Source organism: Longimycelium tulufanense (genome assembly GCF_014645795.1).
Classification (GTDB): domain Bacteria; phylum Actinomycetota; class Actinomycetes; order Mycobacteriales; family Pseudonocardiaceae; genus Longimycelium; species Longimycelium tulufanense.
The window spans coordinates 76801-96072 of the sequence record NZ_BMMK01000009.1; the positions used below are offsets into that span (position 1 = coordinate 76801).

14 protein-coding genes and 1 pseudogene are annotated in these 19272 nt (G+C 69.6%); 1 reads left to right on the forward strand and 14 read right to left on the reverse strand.

Annotated features, from left to right (window positions below):
• Positions 1-8: 8 nt before the first annotated feature.
• From rpoB to rplJ, 14 genes and pseudogenes are all read right to left on the reverse strand, one after another.
• Positions 9-3494, reverse strand: a complete 3486-nt coding sequence (rpoB, locus tag IEY55_RS11550) for a DNA-directed RNA polymerase subunit beta (RefSeq protein WP_189057125.1) — start codon at positions 3492-3494, stop codon at positions 9-11.
• Positions 3495-4383: 889 nt separating this feature from the next.
• Positions 4384-5790 carry a hypothetical protein gene (locus tag IEY55_RS11555; protein WP_189056915.1) on the reverse strand — a complete coding sequence of 469 codons (1407 nt, stop codon included), beginning with the start codon at positions 5788-5790 and terminating at the stop codon, positions 4384-4386.
• A gap of 71 nt (positions 5791-5861) precedes the next feature.
• A complete protein-coding gene (locus IEY55_RS11560) occupies positions 5862-6425 on the reverse strand; it encodes an Rv1363c family protein (protein ID WP_189056917.1) in 564 nt (187 codons plus the stop codon).
• A 48-nt stretch (positions 6426-6473) separates the two neighbouring features.
• Positions 6474-7724 carry an MCE family protein gene (locus IEY55_RS11565; protein ID WP_189056918.1) on the reverse strand — a complete coding sequence of 417 codons (1251 nt, stop codon included), beginning with the start codon at positions 7722-7724 and terminating at the stop codon, positions 6474-6476.
• Positions 7721-8902: an MCE family protein gene (locus IEY55_RS11570; RefSeq protein ID WP_373289998.1), complete on the reverse strand. Its 1182-nt coding sequence runs from the start codon at positions 8900-8902 to the stop codon at positions 7721-7723. The genes IEY55_RS11565 and IEY55_RS11570 overlap by 4 nt, the downstream gene beginning before the upstream one ends.
• Before the next feature lie 5 nt (positions 8903-8907).
• A complete protein-coding gene (locus IEY55_RS11575; protein ID WP_189056922.1) occupies positions 8908-10128 on the reverse strand; it encodes an MCE family protein in 1221 nt (406 codons plus the stop codon).
• On the reverse strand, positions 10125-11135 hold the full coding sequence (locus IEY55_RS11580; RefSeq protein WP_189056924.1) for an MCE family protein: 1011 nt from the start codon (positions 11133-11135) through the stop codon (positions 10125-10127). Before IEY55_RS11580 ends, IEY55_RS11575 begins: the two co-directional genes overlap by 4 nt.
• Positions 11132-12163 carry an MCE family protein gene (locus IEY55_RS11585; RefSeq protein ID WP_189056926.1) on the reverse strand — a complete coding sequence of 344 codons (1032 nt, stop codon included), beginning with the start codon at positions 12161-12163 and terminating at the stop codon, positions 11132-11134. The genes IEY55_RS11580 and IEY55_RS11585 overlap by 4 nt, the downstream gene beginning before the upstream one ends.
• Entirely contained in the window at positions 12160-13539 is a 1380-nt protein-coding gene (locus tag IEY55_RS11590; protein WP_189056927.1) for an MCE family protein, read from the reverse strand. Before IEY55_RS11590 ends, IEY55_RS11585 begins: the two co-directional genes overlap by 4 nt.
• Positions 13536-14300, reverse strand: a complete 765-nt coding sequence (locus IEY55_RS11595) for an MlaE family ABC transporter permease (protein WP_373289999.1) — start codon at positions 14298-14300, stop codon at positions 13536-13538. Before IEY55_RS11595 ends, IEY55_RS11590 begins: the two co-directional genes overlap by 4 nt.
• Positions 14301-14377: 77 nt before the next feature.
• Positions 14378-15109, reverse strand: a complete 732-nt coding sequence (locus tag IEY55_RS11600) for an MlaE family ABC transporter permease (RefSeq protein ID WP_189057127.1) — start codon at positions 15107-15109, stop codon at positions 14378-14380.
• 443 nt (positions 15110-15552) lie between these two features.
• Positions 15553-16674: pseudogene (locus tag IEY55_RS11605) on the reverse strand (ABC transporter ATP-binding protein); the annotation flags it as partial.
• A gap of 480 nt (positions 16675-17154) precedes the next feature.
• Positions 17155-17547, reverse strand: a complete 393-nt coding sequence (gene rplL, locus IEY55_RS11610; RefSeq protein WP_189056931.1) for a 50S ribosomal protein L7/L12 — start codon at positions 17545-17547, stop codon at positions 17155-17157.
• A 90-nt stretch (positions 17548-17637) separates the two neighbouring features.
• The gene (rplJ, locus tag IEY55_RS11615) at positions 17638-18171 is read right to left on the reverse strand and encodes a 50S ribosomal protein L10 (RefSeq protein ID WP_189056933.1); all 534 of its coding nucleotides are present in this window, start codon (positions 18169-18171) and stop codon (positions 17638-17640) included.
• 425 nt (positions 18172-18596) lie between these two features.
• Between rplJ and IEY55_RS11620 the strand changes: the two genes are divergently transcribed.
• On the forward strand, positions 18597-19100 hold the full coding sequence (locus IEY55_RS11620; RefSeq protein WP_189056935.1) for a hypothetical protein: 504 nt from the start codon (positions 18597-18599) through the stop codon (positions 19098-19100).
• The last annotated feature ends 172 nt before the right edge of the window (positions 19101-19272 follow it).

Below are 19272 nucleotides of genomic sequence, written 5' to 3' on the forward strand. Positions count from 1 at the left end.
CGGCGAGGTCAGTTCACGACGTCGTCCACGGAGGGTGCCTCGTTCCGGGACAGGTTGATGCCCAGGTTCGCGGCGGCCCGCTCCAGGTCCTCGTCGTCGCCGTCGCGCATCTCGATCGCCGCACCGTCGCTGGAGAGCACCTCGACGTTGAGGCACAGCGACTGGAGCTCCTTGAGAAGCACCTTGAACGACTCCGGGATACCCGGCTCCGGGATGTTCTCGCCCTTGACGATCGCCTCGTACACCTTCACGCGGCCGAGGACGTCGTCCGACTTGATCGTCAGCAGCTCCTGCAGGGTGTAGGCGGCGCCGTAGGCCTGCATGGCCCAGCACTCCATCTCACCGAACCGCTGGCCACCGAACTGGGCCTTACCGCCCAGCGGCTGCTGGGTGATCATCGAGTACGGGCCGGTCGACCGCGCGTGGATCTTGTCGTCGACCAGGTGCAGCAGCTTGAGGATGTACATGTACCCGACCGCGACCGGGTACGGGTACGGCTCGCCGCTGCGGCCGTCGAACAGGGTCGCCTTGCCGTCGCCGTTGACCATCCGCTCGCCGTCACGGTTCGGGCGGGTGGCCGACAGCAGACCGGTGATCTCCTCCTCGCGGGCACCGTCGAAGACCGGGCTCGCGGTGTTGGTGTTCGGCTCGGCCGAGTACAGGTTCTCGGGCAGGCGCTTGGCCCAGTCCGGGTCGCCGTCGATGCTCCAGCCCTGCTTGGCGATCCAGCCCAGGTGCGTCTCCAGCACCTGGCCGATGTTCATCCGTCGCGGCACACCGTGCGTGTTCAGGATGATGTCAACCGGGGTGCCGTCGGGGAGGAACGGCATGTCCTCCGCCGGCAGCACCTTGCCGATGACGCCCTTGTTGCCGTGCCGGCCGGCGAGCTTGTCGCCATCCTGGATCTTGCGCTTCTGCGCCACGTAGACCCGGACCAGCTCGTTGACGCCCGGCGGCAGCTCGTCGTCGTCCTCCCGGCTGAACACCCGGATGCCGATGACCTTGCCGGTCTCGCCGTGCGGCACCTTCAGCGAGGTGTCGCGCACCTCGCGGGCCTTCTCACCGAAGATGGCGCGCAGCAGCCGCTCCTCCGGGGTCAGCTCGGTCTCGCCCTTGGGCGTGACCTTGCCGACCAGGATGTCGCCGGCCTGCACCTCGGCACCGATCCGGATGATGCCGCGCTCGTCCAGGTCGGCCAGCACGTCCTCGGAGACGTTCGGGATGTCCCGGGTGATCTCCTCGGCGCCGAGCTTGGTGTCGCGGGCGTCGATCTCGTGCTCCTCGATGTGGATCGAGGTGAGCACGTCGTCCTGCACCAGGCGCTGGGACAGGATGATCGCGTCCTCGTAGTTGTGGCCCTCCCACGGCATGATCGCCACGAGCAGGTTCTTGCCCAGGGCCATCTCGCCGTCGTCGGTGCACGGGCCGTCGGCGATCACCTGGCCGACCTCGACCCGGTCGCCCTCGTTGACGATGGGCTTCTGGTTGATGCAGGTGCCCTGGTTGGACCGGCGGAACTTGTGCAGCCGGTAGGTCTGCCGGGTGCCGTCGTCGGCCATCACGGTGACGAAGTCGGCGCACAGCTCCTCGACGACGCCGGCCTTCTCGGCCACGACCACGTCACCGGCGTCGACCGCGGCGCGCAGCTCCATGCCGGTGCCGACCAGCGGGGCCTCGCTGCGCAGCAGCGGCACCGCCTGGCGCTGCATGTTCGCGCCCATCAGCGCCCGGTTGGCGTCGTCGTGCTCGAGGAACGGGATCATCGACGTCGCCACGGACACCATCTGCCGCGGCGAGACGTCCATGTAGTCGACGCCGTCCGGGCTGATGTAGTCGATCTCACCGCCCTTGCGGCGGACCAGCACGCGCTCGTCGATGAAGCTGCCCTCGGCGTCGACCATCGCGTTGGCCTGCGCGATGACGTGCCGGTCCTCCTCGTCGGCGGTCAGGTAGTCGACCTGGTCGGTGACCCGGCCGTCGACGACCTTGCGGTACGGCGTCTCGATGAAGCCGAACGGGTTGACGCGCGCGTAGGAGGACAGCGAGCCGATCAGACCGATGTTCGGGCCTTCCGGCGTCTCGATCGGGCACATCCGGCCGTAGTGCGACGGGTGCACGTCACGCACCTCGAAGCCGGCCCGCTCCCGGGACAGACCGCCCGGCCCCAGCGCCGAGAGGCGGCGCTTGTGGGTCAGGCCCGCGAGCGGGTTGGTCTGGTCCATGAACTGGGACAGCTGCGAGGTGCCGAAGAACTCCTTGATCGCCGCCACCACGGGGCGGATGTTGATCAGGGTCTGCGGCGTGATGGCCTCGACGTCCTGGGTGGTCATCCGCTCCCGGACGACCCGCTCCATGCGGGACAGGCCGACCCGGATCTGGTTCTGGATCAGCTCGCCCACGGTGCGCAGCCGGCGGTTGCCGAAGTGGTCGATGTCGTCGATCTCGACCGGGACCTCGGTCTCGCCCACCGTCGCCATCTTGACCTCGCCGGCGTGCAGCCGGACCAGGTACTCGATGGTGGTGACGATGTCGTCCTCGGTCAGCACGCCGGCCGAGAACGGCAGTTCCAGGCCGAGCTTCTTGTTGACCTTGTAGCGTCCGACCTTGGCCAGGTCGTAGCGCTTCTCCTTGAAGAACAGGTTCTCCAGCAGGGTCTGCGCGCTCTCCCGCGTCGGCGGCTCGCCCGGACGCAGCTTGCGGTAGATGTCCAGCAGCGCCTCGTCCTGGCCGGCGGTGTGGTCCTTCTCCAGGGTGGCCATCAGCGTCTCGCTGAAGCCGAACCGCTCACGGATCTGCTCGTTGGTCCAGCCCAGGGCCTTGAGCAGGACGGTCACCGGCTGGCGGCGCTTGCGGTCGATGCGGACACCGACGGTGTCCCGCTTGTCGACGTCGAACTCCAGCCAGGCACCACGGCTCGGGATGATCTTGACGCTGAAGACGTCCTTGTCGGTCGTCTTGTCGACCGCCTGGTCGAAGTAGACGCCCGGGGAACGCACGAGCTGCGAGACCACGACGCGCTCGGTGCCGTTGATGATGAACGTCCCCTTGTTCGTCATCATCGGGAAGTCACCCATGAACACCGTCTGGCTCTTGATCTCGCCGGTGGTGTGGTTGGTGAACTCCGCGGTGACGAACAGCGGCGCCGCGTAGGTCATGTCCTTGTCCTTGCACTCCTCGACGGAGGCCTTGACCTCGTCGAAGCGCGGGTCGGAGAAGGACAGCGACATGGAGCCGGAGAAGTCCTCGATCGGCGAGATCTCGCCCAGGACCTCCTCCAGCCCGCTCACCGGGTTCTCGTCGCCGGCGTCAACCCGGCGCTGGTACCACTCGTCGGCGCCGATGAGCCATTCGAACGACTGGGTCTGGAGGGCCAGCAGGTCGGGCACCTCCAGCGGCTCACGGATCTTCGCGAACGAGACCCGCTTCGGTGCCCCAGGGATCCCCGACGTGGAGTTGGTCGCAGCAGTGGCCTTGGTCGCGCGGGAGACTGCCAAGATGCGTCCTTCCAGGGACTTGGTAGCTGCCTGGTGGACCGCGTGCGCGGCCCGAGCAAGCACGCTTTCAAGGGTGCGGTGGGTGCCCGCCAACCGTTGCCCCGGGGAAGGGCACACGGAAAGAGGGCAGCGCAAAGGGGCAGTCTAGCCACACAAACGGCGACTGTCGAGAGGCGGGTGCGGACACCGCGCCTCATGCTCACCGACAGAGTGACCCTGCGGCGGCTCCCAGTCAAGGTGCAACGCCTCGATCACCCTCGCGGCGCACGACACAGTGACGGCAAGTGACCACTGTGGCCGGACGAAACCGCAGGTCATTGCACGATTGGCGGCCGTGGGACGCCCGTCCGTGGGGACTCACCCGACCCACCGAAGGCGCTCACCTGCCCCTCTTTGCGATCCACATGTGACTTCCCGCACCCCTACCCGGAAAGGCCTCACAACTACTCGTAATGAGATCAACAAACGACGCCCATTTTTCCTTCCCCGGCCGACATTGACGATCTCCGGTCGGCCCCGGACCGGCGCCGAAGCGGCTTCCCCGCACCCGCGCGGCCGGAGAAGCCAGGCCAGCTACCAGTCCCAGTAGGCCAGCAATGGCGTTGGGTAGCAAGCCGAGGACGGGTCGTAGTCGGCGCGACAGGGATTCCGCGCTGTCCTGACATGCGGGTGTGCCGCGACCACCGGTCACAGGGCTCCGTTGGGCGCTCGGCGAGCGGCGTTGCGCCAGGCGACCGGTGGTCTCGTCCTCGTCGCGACCAGCGGGGGACGGTCTGACCCTGGACATCGAGGACTTGGTGGCCGGAGTGTTCTTCCGCCGATCGCTGCCGGGCCCGCGGCTGCCGACGGGCGTCCGAGCAACCGGCGGCAAGTGGTGCTCGCCAGCGGGTCAGTAGGTGCGGATGTCGCTGATGAGCCAGCGCTCGTCGTGGCGCTCGGCGTGTACCGCGAGCTGGGCGGCGCCGGGGGGCTGCGCCTCCCCCGAGGAGTCGGCCCTGGTCCAGCGCTGGTCGGCGAAGACCAGGACCACGGCGCGGTCGCCGTCGAGGACCTGCACGCCGGCGGTGCGCACCCTGGTGGTCAGCACCACCTTCTGCTCGGGCGCCAGCTCCTTCACCTGCGCGTAGAGCCGGTTGTACTGGTCGACGGCGTTGCCGGTGAGCAGCTCGTGGGCGGCCTTCTCGGTCTTGGCGGTGTCGTTGAAGTTGTAGGAGAAGACCGTCTCGACGGCGCTGGTGAGCTGCCCGAGCAGCTCACTGGTGGCCGAGGAGTCGACAAGTGCGCGGTTCTGCGCGGCGCCGGACCGCAGGTGCTCGGCCTCGCCGCGGAACCAGACGGCCAGGCCGGTCAGGATCGCGAAGAGAAGCAGCAGCGCGGCGGCGAGGCGCAGCTGAGGGACGTCGCGAATGCCGGTCGGACGCCCCTGCCGCTTGCCGGCGGCGCTGTCGGTCCCGCCGGGCGTCTCCTTTATGTTTCCTTGCGCGCGGCGCCTGCCGTTACGGGCCGTGTCCTTGCCGCTCCCCGCTGTGCTCGCGGTGCCAGGGAAGGCCGCTGCCTCCTCCGGCACGCGTTCATCCGCAGCTGCCTCTGCGCCCTCGGCGCGCCCCTCGGCGGCCTCAGGGCGCGCGCCTGCGGCCTCACTCCTCGCTCCAGCGCCCGAGCTCCCCGCACCTGCGCCCGAGGTGCCGGAATCATGCGGCTCAGATCCCGCTCCGGTAGGCCCTGGGTCCTCGTTGGCGATCTCGTCGGCGATATTGGCCCCGCGCAGCGTGGCCAGGAGCTCCTCGTTGTCCGCGGGGATGACCCACGCCTCGGGCCCGCCGTCACCCCACTTGTCCGCGGCACCCGAACCACTCGTCGAGGCCGCGGAGGCGGAGGGCCCGCGCTGTTCCGCAGGCTCGGCCGGTGTGTCGTCGAACTCGGCCGGCACGTCGCGCGTCTCCACTGCACCAAGGTCGCGTTCATCGGCACCGGATGCATGCCCTACATCACCGGATGCACTCTGCACGACACCTGACGCACGCTCCGCAACGCCTGCCGCACTCTCCGCGACACCGGAAGCGCGCTCCGCGACGACCGAGCTCCCCTCATGGGGCGCCGTGTCGTCCGTTCCGGACGTGCTTGGGACGCCGTTGGTGCGGGTTGGCTCCAGTCCGGGGTCGTACTGGGGCGCGGGCGCCGTGCCGATCCCGCGGGCACCGGCCTGGCGCTCGGCGCCGTGCGGGCGCAGCCGGCTCCCCGCCACCCGCGGCCGGCGGGTCGGCTTGGTGATGCGGTTGCGGCGTGTGGGTGGCACGTGGGTGTCCTTCCGTAACGATCGGCGGCGAGCCCGGCGGGGCGTCGGAAGCCGGTACCGGCGGGTTGGTGTCAGGGGCCGAGCGGCACCTCCCCGATCCGGCTGAGCTTCCAGCCGGACTCGGTGCGGCTCAGCTCCACCCGGAGCCGCTGTCGCCGTGGCGGTTCCGGCTGGTCGGGTCGAATCACCTCGACCTCGACGGCAGCGATGACGCGGGCCTTGCCGGCCCGCCGGTCGAGTTCGACCACGGCGGCCTCGAGTACCCGTGCCTCGCTGACGACCTTGGCGTCCCGGATCCGCTTGGCGTTGTCCTCCCTGCCGCGCACGACCTCCGCCAGCAGGGGGCCGGTGGCGGACTGCTGCAGGCGGTCGAAGCCCTCGTCGATCTTGCGGTGGTCGAGCGAGGTGAAGTTGGTGATGCCCTGCTGCGCGACGCGCAGCACCTCGTCCCGGGTGTGGGCGAGCTCCAGCGACTCGTCGCCCGCCGCACGCCACCACGACCAGCCGAACCAACCAGTGACGATGGTGGCCAGCACGACGAGCACCACCGCCGCCCGCAGCACGAGGCGCGGCACCTCGCGGCGCCGCGTGCTGGCCTGCCCGTAGCTGTCGGTGTCGCGCGCTTGGCCGTTCATGGCGTTCCTGGATCTGTGCATGGCTTCACCGCTGGTCTGTGCATGGCTTCACCGCTCCAATAGGCCGAGAAGCTCGGCGAAGGTCCGTGGTCCTGGCTGGTGGGGTAGGCCGAGCAGCCCCGGCAGCGGGGGTTGCGCGGGTTCCTTGCCGTTCCCAGATGACGTCCCGGTCGCGTTCGGTTGCGCCGGCCTGCCGCCGTAGGGGGCGTTCTGTGCGCCCCGAACCACGATCGGGCTGCCCAGTGGCTCCGCGCAGTAGGCACCGGTGTTGAGCGGGACGGGCCCGGTGTCGTTGCCCGGCCGCTGCCTGGTGCCCTCGTAGCCCCTGGTGCAGGGCGGCGGGTCGAACGTGTTGAGCGCGAGGCCGAAATGGGCGGTGCCATCGCCGGGGAGGACGGTGAACGAGCCGCCGACCACCAGCGGGTACGTCACCAGCACCTGTTCGAGCCCGGCGGTGCGGGTGCGCATGATGTCGGAGGTGGTCAGCAGGTTCGCGATCATCCGGCCCAGGCCGGGCCCGGACTCGCGGAGCAGCCCGGTCAGCTGTTCGGACGCCTGCGGCGCCGCGGAGATCAGCCGCCGCAGGTCCGGGTCGGAGCTCCTGAGCTGCTCGGCCAGTGTCCGCAGGTCGCGGCTGAACGAGGTGAGTGCCGAGGACTGTTGCGCCTGCGTCCGCAGCACCGTCCGCCCGTCGTCGATCAGGCGGAGTGTCTGCGGCAGGTGCTCGTGGGCGTCTCTGGTGAGGGCTCGGGTGGTGTCCAGGAGGACCTGGAGGTCCGGCCCGGTCCCCTCGAAGGCGGTGCCCAGCTCGTGCACGACGGTCCGCAGCTCCTCCGTGGGCACGGAGCTGGCCAGCCCGTCCAGGTTGGCGAGCAGGGTCTGTACGGGCAACGGGGTCGAGGTGCGCTCCTGCGGGATGACCGCCCCGTCGGTGAGGAAGGGGCCGCCGCCGCGGTTGGGCCGCAGGTCGACGTACTGCTCGCCGACGGCCGACCGGTTGGCTACCACCGCCCGCACGTCGTCAGGGATCTCGGGCGCGGACGGTTCGATGTCCAGCTGGACCTCGACGCCGTCGTCGGTGAGCCGTAGCGGTCCGACCCGGCCGACGGTGACGCCCCGGTAGGTCACCTCGGCGTTGCGGAAGATCCCGCCGGACTCGGCCAGCTGCACGCGCACCACGTAGCCGCGCGGCCCGAAGAGCCGGTCGATGCCTACGTAGTTGGCTCCGACATAGCTGACACCGAGTAGTGCGATGACGACGAACGCACCGAGCTGCCACCGGATCTTGCGGGTGATCACCGGCCACCTCCCAGCAGGTCGTCGAGGAGGTCGCCGGACCCGCTCCGCCCGGGCAGCGGGAGCCGCGGCGGTTGGAGCGGCAACGGAAGCTCGCCCGCCCCCGGCGCCCGCTCGCCCGGCCGCGCTGTGCCCTGCTCACCCGGGCCGAGCGGGTCGACCGGTGCCTGCCGGGACGCGGAGAGGTTGTCGATGATGCGGGTCAGGTCCAGGTCGAGCGTGGCGTAGAGGTTGGTGTAGTCGCCGCGAATCCCCTCCACCGCGGCATCCGGGAACGGGAAGGTCAGCAGCAGCTGGAAGGACCTGGGCAGGTTCTGCCCCGCCTCGGTGAGTTTGGTCAGCGTGGGCCGCAGCGCGCGGAGGTTCGCCAGCAGGTCGTCGCGGCCCCGGTTGACCACGTCGGTGGCCACGCCCGACAGGGAGTCCAGCGAGCGGAGCATGGTCACCAGCTGCTCCCGCTGGTCGGCGAGCACCTCCAGGCCGGGCCCGAGGTCCTTCACCACGCCGGAAATGCGGTCGCGTTGCCGGTCGAGGGTGGCGGAGAGCCGGTTGAGGCCGTCCAGGGCGCGGGTGATCTCGCCCTTGTGCCCGTCGAGGGTGCTGACGAGCTTGTTCAGGTTGTCCAGCAGCTCCCGTAGCTGGGGTTCGTTGCCCGACAGTGCGGCGTTCAGCTCACGGGTGATGGTCTGCAGCTGGGCGATGCCACCGCCGTTGAGCACCAGCGACAGCGCACCGAGGACCTCTTCGACCTCGGGGTTGCGGTTGGTGCGCTGCAACGGGACGACGTCGCCGTCGGCGAGCCGACCGGTGGGTTGCTCGCGCTTGGGCGGTGCCAGCTCCACGAACTTCTCGCCGAGCAGGCTGGACTGGCGTAGCCGGGCCTCGGCGTTGGCGGGAAGCTCGACGTCCCCGGGCACGGCGACGGTGACCTCGGCGTGCCAGTTGTCCGTGACCAGCTCGATCCGTTCCACCTTGCCGACGCTGACGTCGTTGACCTTGATCGCGGCCTGCGGCACGAGGTCGAGCACGTCGGTGAAGTGCACGGTGACCCGGTACGGCCGATCGCCGAGGTCCGCGCCGCCAGGCAGCGGCATCCCGTAGAGGCCGCCGAACTCGCCGCCGCAGCCGGCGACCAGCCCCGCCGTGAGGACCGCGACGCCGAGGGCGCGGAGTCGTCGGATCGCCATCAGCGGCCTCCCTTCGACGGCGTCGTGGGTGTGCCGGGTGCCGCGCCGGCGTTGAGCGTCTGCACGAGTGGGAGCGGCAGCTGGGGAAGGTGGCCCTCGTGCAACGCCTCCAGCGCCTGGGCAGGGCTCGGCAGCTTGGCCACGCCGTCGACGACGGGCCGCAACTTCTGGCAGATCTCGGCCAGCGCGGGTGGAATCTTGCTCGGACTGGTCTGGCGGATCGTCTTGCAGATCAACACGAGCGGTGGGTCGGTCAGCTCGTTGAGGTCGGCCCGGGTGTCGAGCGTCCCGGAGGCGGCGTTGTAGGCGTTTTGCAGGTTGCCCAGGGCCAGCGGTGCAACGTCGAGGCTCTCGGCGAGCGCCGCCCGCTGGTCCACCAGCACCTGGGTGATGTCGGCCAGCTTGTCCACATTGGACTTCAACACGTCGCGGTTGTCACGAACGAAGCTCCGCACCCGTTCCAGGGCGGTAGCCAGCTCCCGCAACGCCGTACCCAGGTCGTCGCGTTCGGTGGCGAGAAACCGGTTCACCTCGGCGAGCTGGGTGTTGAACGACCGCACCTGGCCGTCGTTCCCGGCGAGCATGGTGGTGAACTTCTGCAGTTGGTCCACGGTGGCGAACAGGTCGTCGCGGTTGCCGGAGAGGGTGCGGCTGGCCTGGCCGAGCTGGCGGATGGTGTCGTGCATGGCCTGGCCGTTGCCGTCCAGGTTGGCCGCGCCGGCCCGGAGCAGTTCGGAGAACGCGCCGTCGCGGTTGGCACCATTCGGGCCGAGCGCGGTGGCCAGCTGGTCGAGGCTGGCGTAGACCTCGTCCAGCTCGACCGGGGTCGCGGTGCGCTCGCGGGGGATCACGGCGTCGTCGCCGAGTTCGGGGCCGTCGCGGTAGACGGGGGCGAGCTGGACGTAGCGGTCGCTGACCACGCTGGGGGCGACCACGACGGCTTGGGCGTCGGCGGGAACCTTCACGTCGCGGTCGATGGTGAGCCCGACCCTGACCTGGCGTCCTTCCGGTTCGACGGAGACGATCTCGCCGACCTTGACGCCCAGGGTGCGCACGTCGGAGCCCTCGTAGACGCCGACGGCCGAGCCGAAGTACGCGGTGATCCGCTTGGCCTGGGGACCGTGCAGTCCCCACCACATGCCGAACGCGACGACCAACGCCAGCACGCAGCCGAGCGCGATGATGCGGGCCAGCCGGTTGCCGAGGGCGGTGGTGATCATCGGCCACCTCCGGCCTGGCCGTGGGGCGGAGCGCAGCCCTGCTCGTTGACCGGCCCGAGGGTGGGCGGGATGAGTCCGCAGATGTAGGTGTCGAACCAGCGACCGGTGCCGAGCGTGTTGGCGAAGACCCGGTAGAAGGGCGCCATCAGCTCCAGGCTCCGGTTCAGGTTGTCCTGGTTGCGTTGCAGCATGGTGGTGACGCGCTCGAGCTGCTCGAGTGCGGGGCGCAGCTGCTTTTCGTTGTCCGCTACCAGTCCCTGCAGCTGGGTGGAGAGTTTCCGGGTGCCGTCCAGGAGCGAGCCGATGGCGTCCCGCCGCTGGCGGATCTCGGCGAGGAGCAGGTTGCCGTCGGTGAGCAGCTTCTCGAACTCGTCGTTGCGCTCCGCCAGCGTCTTGCTGATCTTGCTGGTGTTGTTCAGCAACGTGGCGAGCTGCTCGTCGCGGGAGGAGATGGTGCGGGACAGCGCGGACAGGCCATCGAAGGCGCCGCGTACGTCCTCCGAGGAGTTCCGCATCGTGTCGGCCATGACGCGGAAGCTCTGCGCGAGCTGGTCGGTATCGATTTTCTCGACGGTGCGCGACAAGTCGTTGAACGCCTCAGTCACGTCGTAGGGAGAGATCGCGCGCTCGCGGGGAATCGGCTCGTCGGGGTCGAGCGGCTTGCTGCCCATCGGGTCGAGCGCGAGGAACTTCTGCCCGAGCAGGGTCTGGATCTTGATGGCGGCCGTGGTCCGGTCGCCGAGCCAGGCGTCGGAGACCTTGAACGTGACGGCCACGTGGTCGCCCTCCAGCTCCACGTCGCGCACCTTGCCGACCTTCACGCCGGCGACCCGGACCGGATCGTCCGGCCGCAGCCCGGCGGCCTCGGCGAAGTGGGCCCGGTACGTGGTGCCACCGCCGATGATCGGTAGGTCCTCAGCGAAGAAGGCGGCCGCGACGGCCGTGGCGAGCACGGCGAGGCCGACGATACCGACGGTGATCGGGTTGCGTTCCTTGAATCCCTTCATCGGCGGCACCTCCCCTGCGTGGTGGGGAGCGCGGTGATCCGGATCGGCTGGACGACCTCGTCGGAGAGCGTGACGTCGCCCGAGCCCTCGCAGAGGAAGAAGTTGAACCAGGACCCGTAGGTGGCGGTGCGGGTGATGGTCTCCAGCTTGGTCGGCAGCCGCCGCAGCACGCCCTCGACCAGTTCCTCGCCGTCGCCCAGGTTCGCCGAGAGCCGGCCGAGCTGGTCGATGTCGTGCTCGAGCGGGTCCCGTCCCTGGGCCAGCAGCCCGGCGGTGGAGTTGGTGAGGCCGTCCAGCGCGCTGATGGCGTCGCCGATCGGCTGCCGGTCGGCGGCCAGGCCGGAGACGAGCCGCTGCAGGTTGACGATCAGGTCGGACAGCTGCTCGTCACGGCTGTTGATGGTCTCCAGCACCCGGTTGAGGTTGCCGACGACCTCACCGATCACCTGGTCCTTCTCGGCGATCGTCTTGGTCAGGGACCCGGTGTGGGCGAGCAGGCTCTCGATCGTTCCGCCTTCTCCTTGCAGTACCTGGATGATCTCGTAGGACAGCTGGTTGACGTCCTTCGGTGACAGCGCCTGGAACAGCGGCTTGAAACCGTTGAACAGGGCGGTGAGGTCGAGCGCCGGCTTGGTGCGTTCCACCGGGATCCGCCCTCCGTGCGGCAACGTGCCGTCGGGGTCGCCGGGCCCGTGTTCCAGTGCGATGTACCGCTGCCCGACGAGGTTCCGGTACCTGATCGTCGCGGTGACCGACTCCGGGAGCTTCCGGTCGGCGCGGACGGTGAACCGCACCTCGGCCAGGCGCCGGTCGACGATGCCGATTTCTTCCACCTCACCGACCTTCACGCCGGCAATGCGGATGTCGTCGCCTTCGTTGAGGCCGGTGACGTCGGTGAAGCGTGCGCTGTAGGCGGCGGCATCGCGCGGATCGACGTTGGCGATGGTCAGGCCGAGCACGGTGGTGGCGAGGACCGTGACGACGGCGAAGATCGACAGCTTGGTCAGTGGGCCGGCAATGCCCCTCATCGCAGCGTCACCTCCGCTCCCCGGAACAGCGGGCCCACGAGCAGCGAGCTCCAGCCCGGCACCTCGTCCGGTCGCAGGTCGGTGCGCGCGGCCAGCAGCGCGGCCAGCAGCTTCCGCTCTACCAGCGAGTTCGGCAGGGACAGCTCGACCGGCGACGCCGACGCCGACGTGGGATTGGTGACCGCGGCGGGCTTGGCCTGCGCCCACATGCCGCTGAGCGCGGGCTGGACGCCGCTGTGCTGCGTGCGCGCGGCTGGTGGTGGCTTCGAGCCGTCCTTCACCGGGCCGTCCGGCGGGTACTGCGGGAACGGATCCGGGCGCGGCGAAATGTCGTAGCAGCGTGGACCACGCTTGTCCGCGTAGCGCGGCTCGTCCTGGTTGGGTACGTACTTCCCGCGGTTCTCGGTGACCTCCAGGGTGATGCGCAGGCCGGGCTTGTCGGTGCCCTTGCCCCAGGCATCCTCCATGCGTGGCGCGATCTCACTGAGTCCCTTGAGCAGGCAAGGATATTCGGGTGCGTACTTGGCGAGAACCTCGAGCGTCGGTCGAGAGGAGGCGTTGAGGCGGATCAGGTTCTCCCCGTTGGCGCGCAGGAAATCGTCCAGGTCGCCGGTGCCGTGCGTGACGCTGGCGTAGAGGTGTTCGAGGTTGCCGCGTTGCTCGACCAGCGTCCGGCTGGTGGCGGTCAGGTCCGACAGGGCCTGGATCAGGTCGGGTGCCGCCTTCGAGTAGGTGTCGGAGACATCGGCGAGCCTGCTGATGTCCTCGTTGATCGCGGGCAGCGCGGGGTTGATCTCGCGCAGGTAGTCGTTGAGTTGGACCAGGGTCTCGCCCAACGGCCTGCCGCGGCCGTCCAGCGCGTTCGACAACGCGGTGAGCGTGCTGGCCAGCTTCGCCGGTTCGACGGCCTGCAGCGCCGGCATCAGGTTGCCGAGCACGTGCTCCAGCTCGACGGCCTCACGGCTGCGGTCCTGCTGGATGCTGTCACCCGCGGAAAGCCTTTCCTGGGCGGGCTTCTCCGGTAGCACCAGGGACACGTACCGCTCGCCGAACAATGTCTTGGGCAGCAGTCTTGCCTTGGTGTTGCGGGGGATGAGATCGATCTTGTCCGGGTCCATCGCGAGTTGGAGCACCGCGCCAGCGCCGTCGGCGCGGATCTGCCGCACCTGTCCCACGGCCAGCCCGCGCACCTTCACGTCGGACTCGGGCATGAGCTGGCTACCAACGCGGTCCGTGCGCAGGTCCACCAGGACCACGGGGGTGAACTTCTTCTGGTACAGCGCAAGGCTGAACCAGACGAACAACGCCAGCACGGCGAGGAACGCGACACCGAGGAACCGACGCCGGGCCTTGCCCAGGGCTTCCCGCGCGCTCATCCGGCGATCCTCACCGTCGTGGTGGTGCCCCAGATGGCGAGGCTGAGGAAGAAGTCGAGTACGGCGGTGGTGACGATGGCGGTGCGCACCGCGCGGCCGACGGCCACACCGACGCCTGCCGGGCCACCGCTGGCGCGGTAACCGTAGTAGCAGTGCACGAGGATGATCACGACGCTGAAGACCAGCACCTTGCCGAAGGACCAGAGCACGTCTTCGGGTGGCAGGAAGAGGTTGAAGTAATGGTCGTAGGTGCCTGCTGACTGTCCGTAGAAGTGGACGGTGATGGTGCGGGACGCCATGTACGAGGTGAGCAGGCCGATCACGTAGAGCGGGATCACCGCGACGAACCCGGCCATGATCCTGGTGGTCACCAGGAAAGGCAGGCTCGGCACGCCCATCACCTCGAGCGCGTCGATCTCCTCGGAGATGCGCATGGCGCCAAGTTGCGCGGTGAAGCCGGAGCCGACGGTGGCCGACAGTGCCAACCCGGCGACGAGCGGCGCGATCTCGCGGGTGTTGAAGTAGGCGGAGACGAACCCAGCAAAGGCCGAGGTACCGATCTGGTTCAACGCCGCGTAGCCCTGCAGGCCCACCACGGTGCCGGTGAACATGGTCAGGCCGATCATCACGCCAACGGTCCCGCCGATCACCGCCAGTGCGCCGCTGCCGAAGCTCACCTCGGCGAGCAGGCGCAGCATCTCCCTGGTGTAGCGGCGAAGCGCCCGCGGCACCCAGGCCAGGGCGCGCAGGTAGAAGGACATCTGGTCGCCGAGGTCGTCGAGGACCTCGACGGGACGGTGCGCGGCCCGCTTGGCGCGCTCGGGAACGCTGGTCACTCTCACATGCCCTTCGCGGGGACGAGCTGGAGGTAGAGCGCGGTCAGCACGAAGTTGACGAAGAAGAGCAGCAGGAACGTGATGACGACGGACTGGTTGACCGCGTCGCCCACGCCCTTGGGTCCGCCGGCCGGGTTCAGCCCGCGGTAGGCGGCCACCACGCCGGCCAGGAAGCCGAAGACGACCGCCTTCAGCTCGCTGATCCACAGGTCCGGCAGTTGGGCCAGGGCGGAGAAGCTGGCGAGGTAGGCGCCGGGGGTGCCGCCCTGCATGATCACATTGAAGAAGTAGCCGCCGAGCACACCGACCACGCTGACCATGCCGTTGAGCAGGAGCGCGACAACCATCGCGGCCAGCACCCTGGGCACGACCAGCCGCTGGATCGGGGAGATGCCCAGCACCTCCATGGCGTCGATCTCGTCCCGGATCTTGCGGGAACCGAGGTCGGCGCAGACCGTCGAACCGCCGGCACCGGCGATGAGCAGCGCGGTGACGATCGGACTGGCCTGTTGGATGACGGCGAGGACGCTGGCCGCGCCGGTGAACGACTGCGCGCCGATCTGGCGGGTCAGGGAGCCGAGCTGCAGCGCGATCACCGCGCCGAACGGGATCGCGACCAGTGCCGTGGGCAGGATCGTGACGCTGGCGATGAACCAGCACTGCTGGACGAACTCGCGCCACTGGAACGGGCGGCGGACCGTCAGCCGGACCGTGTCCAGGGCGAGCGCGAACATCCGGCCGGTCTCGCGCAGCGCGGCCGACCCGGGCAGGGGGTTGGTCAACGCCGGCCTCCCGGCAGCAGGCGGCGCCAGCCGCGGCGGCGTGGCGCGGCGTGCCGCGGCTCGGAGGTGGGGTGCTCGGCGGCGATCTGCTCGGGCGACCGCCACGGCGACTCCGGTACCTGGGCCACGGGAACGGGTTGGGTGGGCGCGTCGTCCGGGTCCGGGTCGCCGGGGTGTGCCGGCTGCTCCTCGTTGGGGTGTGCCGACTCCGCCGCGGGCGTTGCCGGTGTAGGTACCGGGGTGGGCACTGCGGTCGGCGGCGTCGTTGAGGCCGACGCGGGGGCCGGGGCGGATGCCTGCGCGGGTGCCGGTCCGGATGCCGACGTCGAGGACGGCGCGGAGGTCTGGGCCTGGCTCTGCGTCGACCCGGAAGCCAGCGTTGGGGCCGGGACGGACTCGGTATGCGGCCGGGGACGTGGGGTGGGTGGCACCGCGCCCGGTGGCACAGCCTCCCCGGACGCCGCGCCGCCGACGATGATCGTGGCACGGTCCACGCCTAACAGCCGGTAGCGGGCCCGCTCCGCGGGGCTGAGGCTGTTGATGATCGCGTCCTGTGCGGACGCGGGCAGCGTGTGCAGGATGCGCATGACCCGGTCCTTGCGGCGCTGCGCGGCCTTGCGTGCGGGCAGGCCGGGGCTGGGGTCGATCTGCGGCACGATGCCGGTGCCCCCGCCGCCCTTGGGGCCGCCACCCGCGATGTCCACGCCGCCGTTGGCCGCCAGCTCGGCGAGTTCCGCGGCGGCCTGTGCCGCGTCCTTCTCCTCGCTCATGCCGATCGGGCCCTGGCGGCGGCCGTTGAGGAACTGCTCGACAACCGGCTCGGTGGAGGTCAACAACACCTCGCGCGGCCCGAACATGACCAGCTCGCGGCGGAACAGCATGCCGATGTTGTCCGGCACGGTGCGTGCGGTGCCGATGTCGTGCGTGACGATCAGGAAGGTGGCGTCGATCTGTGCGTTGAGATCGACGATGAGCTGGTTGAGGTAGGCGACCCGGACGGGGTCCAGGCCGGAGTCGGGCTCGTCGAACAGGATGATCTCCGGGTCGAGGACGAGCGCGCGGGCCAGCCCGGCCCGCTTGCGCATGCCGCCGGAGATCTCGCCGGGCAGCTTCCGCTCTGCACCGACCAGGCCGACCATCTCCATCTTCTCGCCGACGATGCGGCGGATGTCGGCCTCGGACTTACGGGTGTGCTCGCGCAGCGGGAAGGCGATGTTGTCGAAGAGGTTCATGGAGCCGAACAACGCGCCGTCCTGGAACAGCACGCCGAAGCGCTTCCGAACCTCGTAGAGCTTGTGCTCCGAGCAGCGGCAGACATCGGTGCCGCTGACGACGATGCGACCGTGCTCCGGCTTGAGCAGGCCGACCAATGACTTGAGAAAGACGGACTTGCCGGTGCCCGACGGGCCCAGCAGCACACTGATCTCCCCTGGCGGGAGGGTGAGTGTGACGTCCCGCCAGATGGTCTGCCGGCCAAAGGACTTACTGAGGCCCTCGACGACCACCTCGACGCCCATCCGCGCCTCCCGGGTGTCGACTACAGCGGCGGCACGCCGGACGTGTCCGGCGTCACCCGTGTAACGAGGATCATCCGGACGGGTTACTCACTCGTTCACCCGTGGGACAAGGAAATGACGCAAAGATGACAGTGTTGATCTGGTCACGGGGCGCTCGCTCACCCACCTGAGCGGCCACCGAACGAGCGGAGGCGATCACACCCGCACTGACCGAAAAGCTCGATTCGTGAGCTACCTCACGAGACAGCCCCCTCCCGCCCGGGGGCGACCCCAGGTCAATCCTATTTGGGCTGGCAGGCCAGATCAAAATGGGTGTCCACAGGGAAGATGGGGGATCCACAGCGGACGGAAAACCAGTTGACATGCCGACACTGTCGTGATCAAGACGGCGACGCACAGGCGCCGAACAGCGAAAGGGGCGGTCACCCGGTGTCGGGTGACCGCCCCTTCGGCGACTGCCTGGCGGAGCCAGGCGCAAGATCACTTCAGGGTGATCTTGGCGCCGGCGGCCTCCAGCTTCTCCTTGGCGGCGTCGGCCACGTCCTTGGCGACGTTCTCCAGGATCGGCTTGGGAGCGCCCTCGACCAGCTCCTTGGCCTCCTTCAGGCCCAGGCCGGAGACGACCTCGCGGACGACCTTGATGACCTGGATCTTCTTGTCACCGGCCGAGTCCAGCACCACGGTGAACTCGTCCTTCTCCTCGGCGGCCTCGGCCGGGGCGCCGGCGGCACCCGGGGCGGCGGCCACGACGGCGGCCGGGGCGGCCGCGGTGACGTCGAACTTCTCCTCGAACGCCTTCACGAACTCCGACAGCTCGAGCAGGGTCATGTCCTCGAAGTGCTTGAGCAGGTCCTCGGTGCTGAGCTTCGCCATGATGGCGGTTCCTCTCTCGCTAGCTGGGCCCTGCGCCGACACGCGCGGGGCACCGGGTGGTGATGAATTTGGTGGGGGTGACTACCCGGCTCAGGCGGCTTCGCCCTCGCCCTGCTTCTTCTCCTGCAGGGCGGCGGCCAGGCGGGCGACCTGCGAGGCCGGGGCGGCGAACAGCCCGGCGGCCTTGGTCAGGTTGCCCTTCATCGCGCCCGCCAGCTTGGCGAGCAGCACCTCGCGGGACTCCAGGTCCGCGATCCGGTTGACCTCGTCGACCGAGAGCGGCTTGCCGTCCATGTAGCCGCCCTTGATGACAAGGGCCTTGTTGTTCTTCGCGAAGTCGCGCAGGGCCTTGGCCGCATCGACCGGCTCGCCCTGCACGAAGGCGATCGCGGTCGGGCCGCTCAGCAGGGCGTCCAGCCCGGTCACACCGGCATCGGCGGCAGCGCGCTTGACCAGCGTGTTCTTTGCAACGCGGTACGCAGCGCCCCCCTTGTCCAGGGCACGACGCAGCTCGGTGAGCTGGGCCATGGTGAGGCCGCGGTACTCGGTGACGAGGGCCGCCGAGGCGTTCCGGAACCGGTCCCGGATCTCGGCGACGGCCTCGACCTTGTCGGGCCTTGCCATGGTCGCCTCCTCTCTGTGGATAGTGCGCGGGCTGGCCGGCACTCGGGCCCGTACGGGCCCTGCAGAACCCCGAGGAAACGACAAACGCCCCGGCGCAGGATGCGGCACGGGGCGTAAGAACACGGACGCACGCCCGATAGTGGGCGTGGTCAGTCTTGCCTCGTCCCTCCTGCGCAGGCCGCCCGGCTTCCCGGGTTCTTCGTCCCGTCGACGTGCCCGGCACGCGACAGGAGACCAGCGGTCTTTGGTGGAACCGGCGACCACTGTACGTGACCCGCGGTTTCGCCGGCAAACCGCCCCCCGGTCCCGCCGGCTGCCGAGCCCCCGGGGATCAGCGGTGGGCTCGGGGCGCATCGGGTGGAAGCGGGGTGTGGGCCCGCACCCCCACCTGGCACGATCTCTGGCGGGCATCCGGGGAGGTATTCGTGGCGAAGTGGAAGGTCAAGCGGACGCTGTTGTTGTTCGGCGGCGGGTTCCTGCTCGTCGTGGTCGCCGCCTGGTACTTCACCAGCGACCGCGACCCGGGATCCGGGCAGGGCGGCCCGGAGAACACCGTGGTGCTCCCCCAGTCGCCCAAGGACTCGGTGCGCGCGCTCTACGGCTATGTCGCGGCCAACCGGGGCGGGCAGGCATGCGCCCTGTTCCAGCCGGAGGCTGCCAGCGGGTTCGCCGAGGCGATGGGTGGCGGTGACTGCGGCGAGGCCATGCGCCGCCTCTCCGGCGAGGTGAGGGACAAGTCCGGCTACGCCAACCCCGGCTTCCCGGCGGGCTCGGCCACCGTGAGCGGTGGGCGGGCCGAAATCAGCTCGTGCGCGATGAAGGTCAGCGGCGGGCGACTTCTCGGTGCCTTCACGCTCGAGCGCCAGGACAACGGGAGCTGGATCATCACGGACCACCGCACCGAGCCGGCCAACTGTTCGACCGGCTGAGGCCGTGGACTACCAGCGCCCTCATTCGGGGTCTCTTGCTCGCTCCGCGGCGAGTACCTGGCTCCCAGCGGCACCCGGGCTTCCGGCCCCACCGCACCGCACTCACCGCCTGCCCGACGCCCGGACCCCATGCCGCCCTGGCCGATGACCACCAACCCGGGCCGTCCCATGC

What these genes read in the sequence shown, in the direction of transcription:
- IEY55_RS11585 (WP_189056926.1), bottom strand. Translation starts at nt 12,163, where the DNA reads ATGAGGGGCATTGCCGGCCCACTGACCAAGCTGTCGATCTTCGCCGTC.
- IEY55_RS11580 (WP_189056924.1), bottom strand. Translation starts at nt 11,135, where the DNA reads ATGAAGGGATTCAAGGAACGCAACCCGATCACCGTCGGTATCGTCGGC.
- IEY55_RS11595 (WP_373289999.1), bottom strand. Translation starts at nt 14,300, where the DNA reads ATGTCCTTCTACCTGCGCGCCCTGGCCTGGGTGCCGCGGGCGCTTCGC.
- rplL (WP_189056931.1), bottom strand. Translation starts at nt 17,547, where the DNA reads ATGGCGAAGCTCAGCACCGAGGACCTGCTCAAGCACTTCGAGGACATG.
- IEY55_RS11600 (WP_189057127.1), bottom strand. Translation starts at nt 15,109, where the DNA reads ATGTTCGCGCTCGCCCTGGACACGGTCCGGCTGACGGTCCGCCGCCCG.
- IEY55_RS11590 (WP_189056927.1), bottom strand. Translation starts at nt 13,539, where the DNA reads ATGAGCGCGCGGGAAGCCCTGGGCAAGGCCCGGCGTCGGTTCCTCGGT.
- IEY55_RS11575 (WP_189056922.1), bottom strand. Translation starts at nt 10,128, where the DNA reads ATGATCACCACCGCCCTCGGCAACCGGCTGGCCCGCATCATCGCGCTC.
- rplJ (WP_189056933.1), bottom strand. Translation starts at nt 18,171, where the DNA reads ATGGCAAGGCCCGACAAGGTCGAGGCCGTCGCCGAGATCCGGGACCGG.
- IEY55_RS11560 (WP_189056917.1), bottom strand. Translation starts at nt 6,425, where the DNA reads ATGAACGGCCAAGCGCGCGACACCGACAGCTACGGGCAGGCCAGCACG.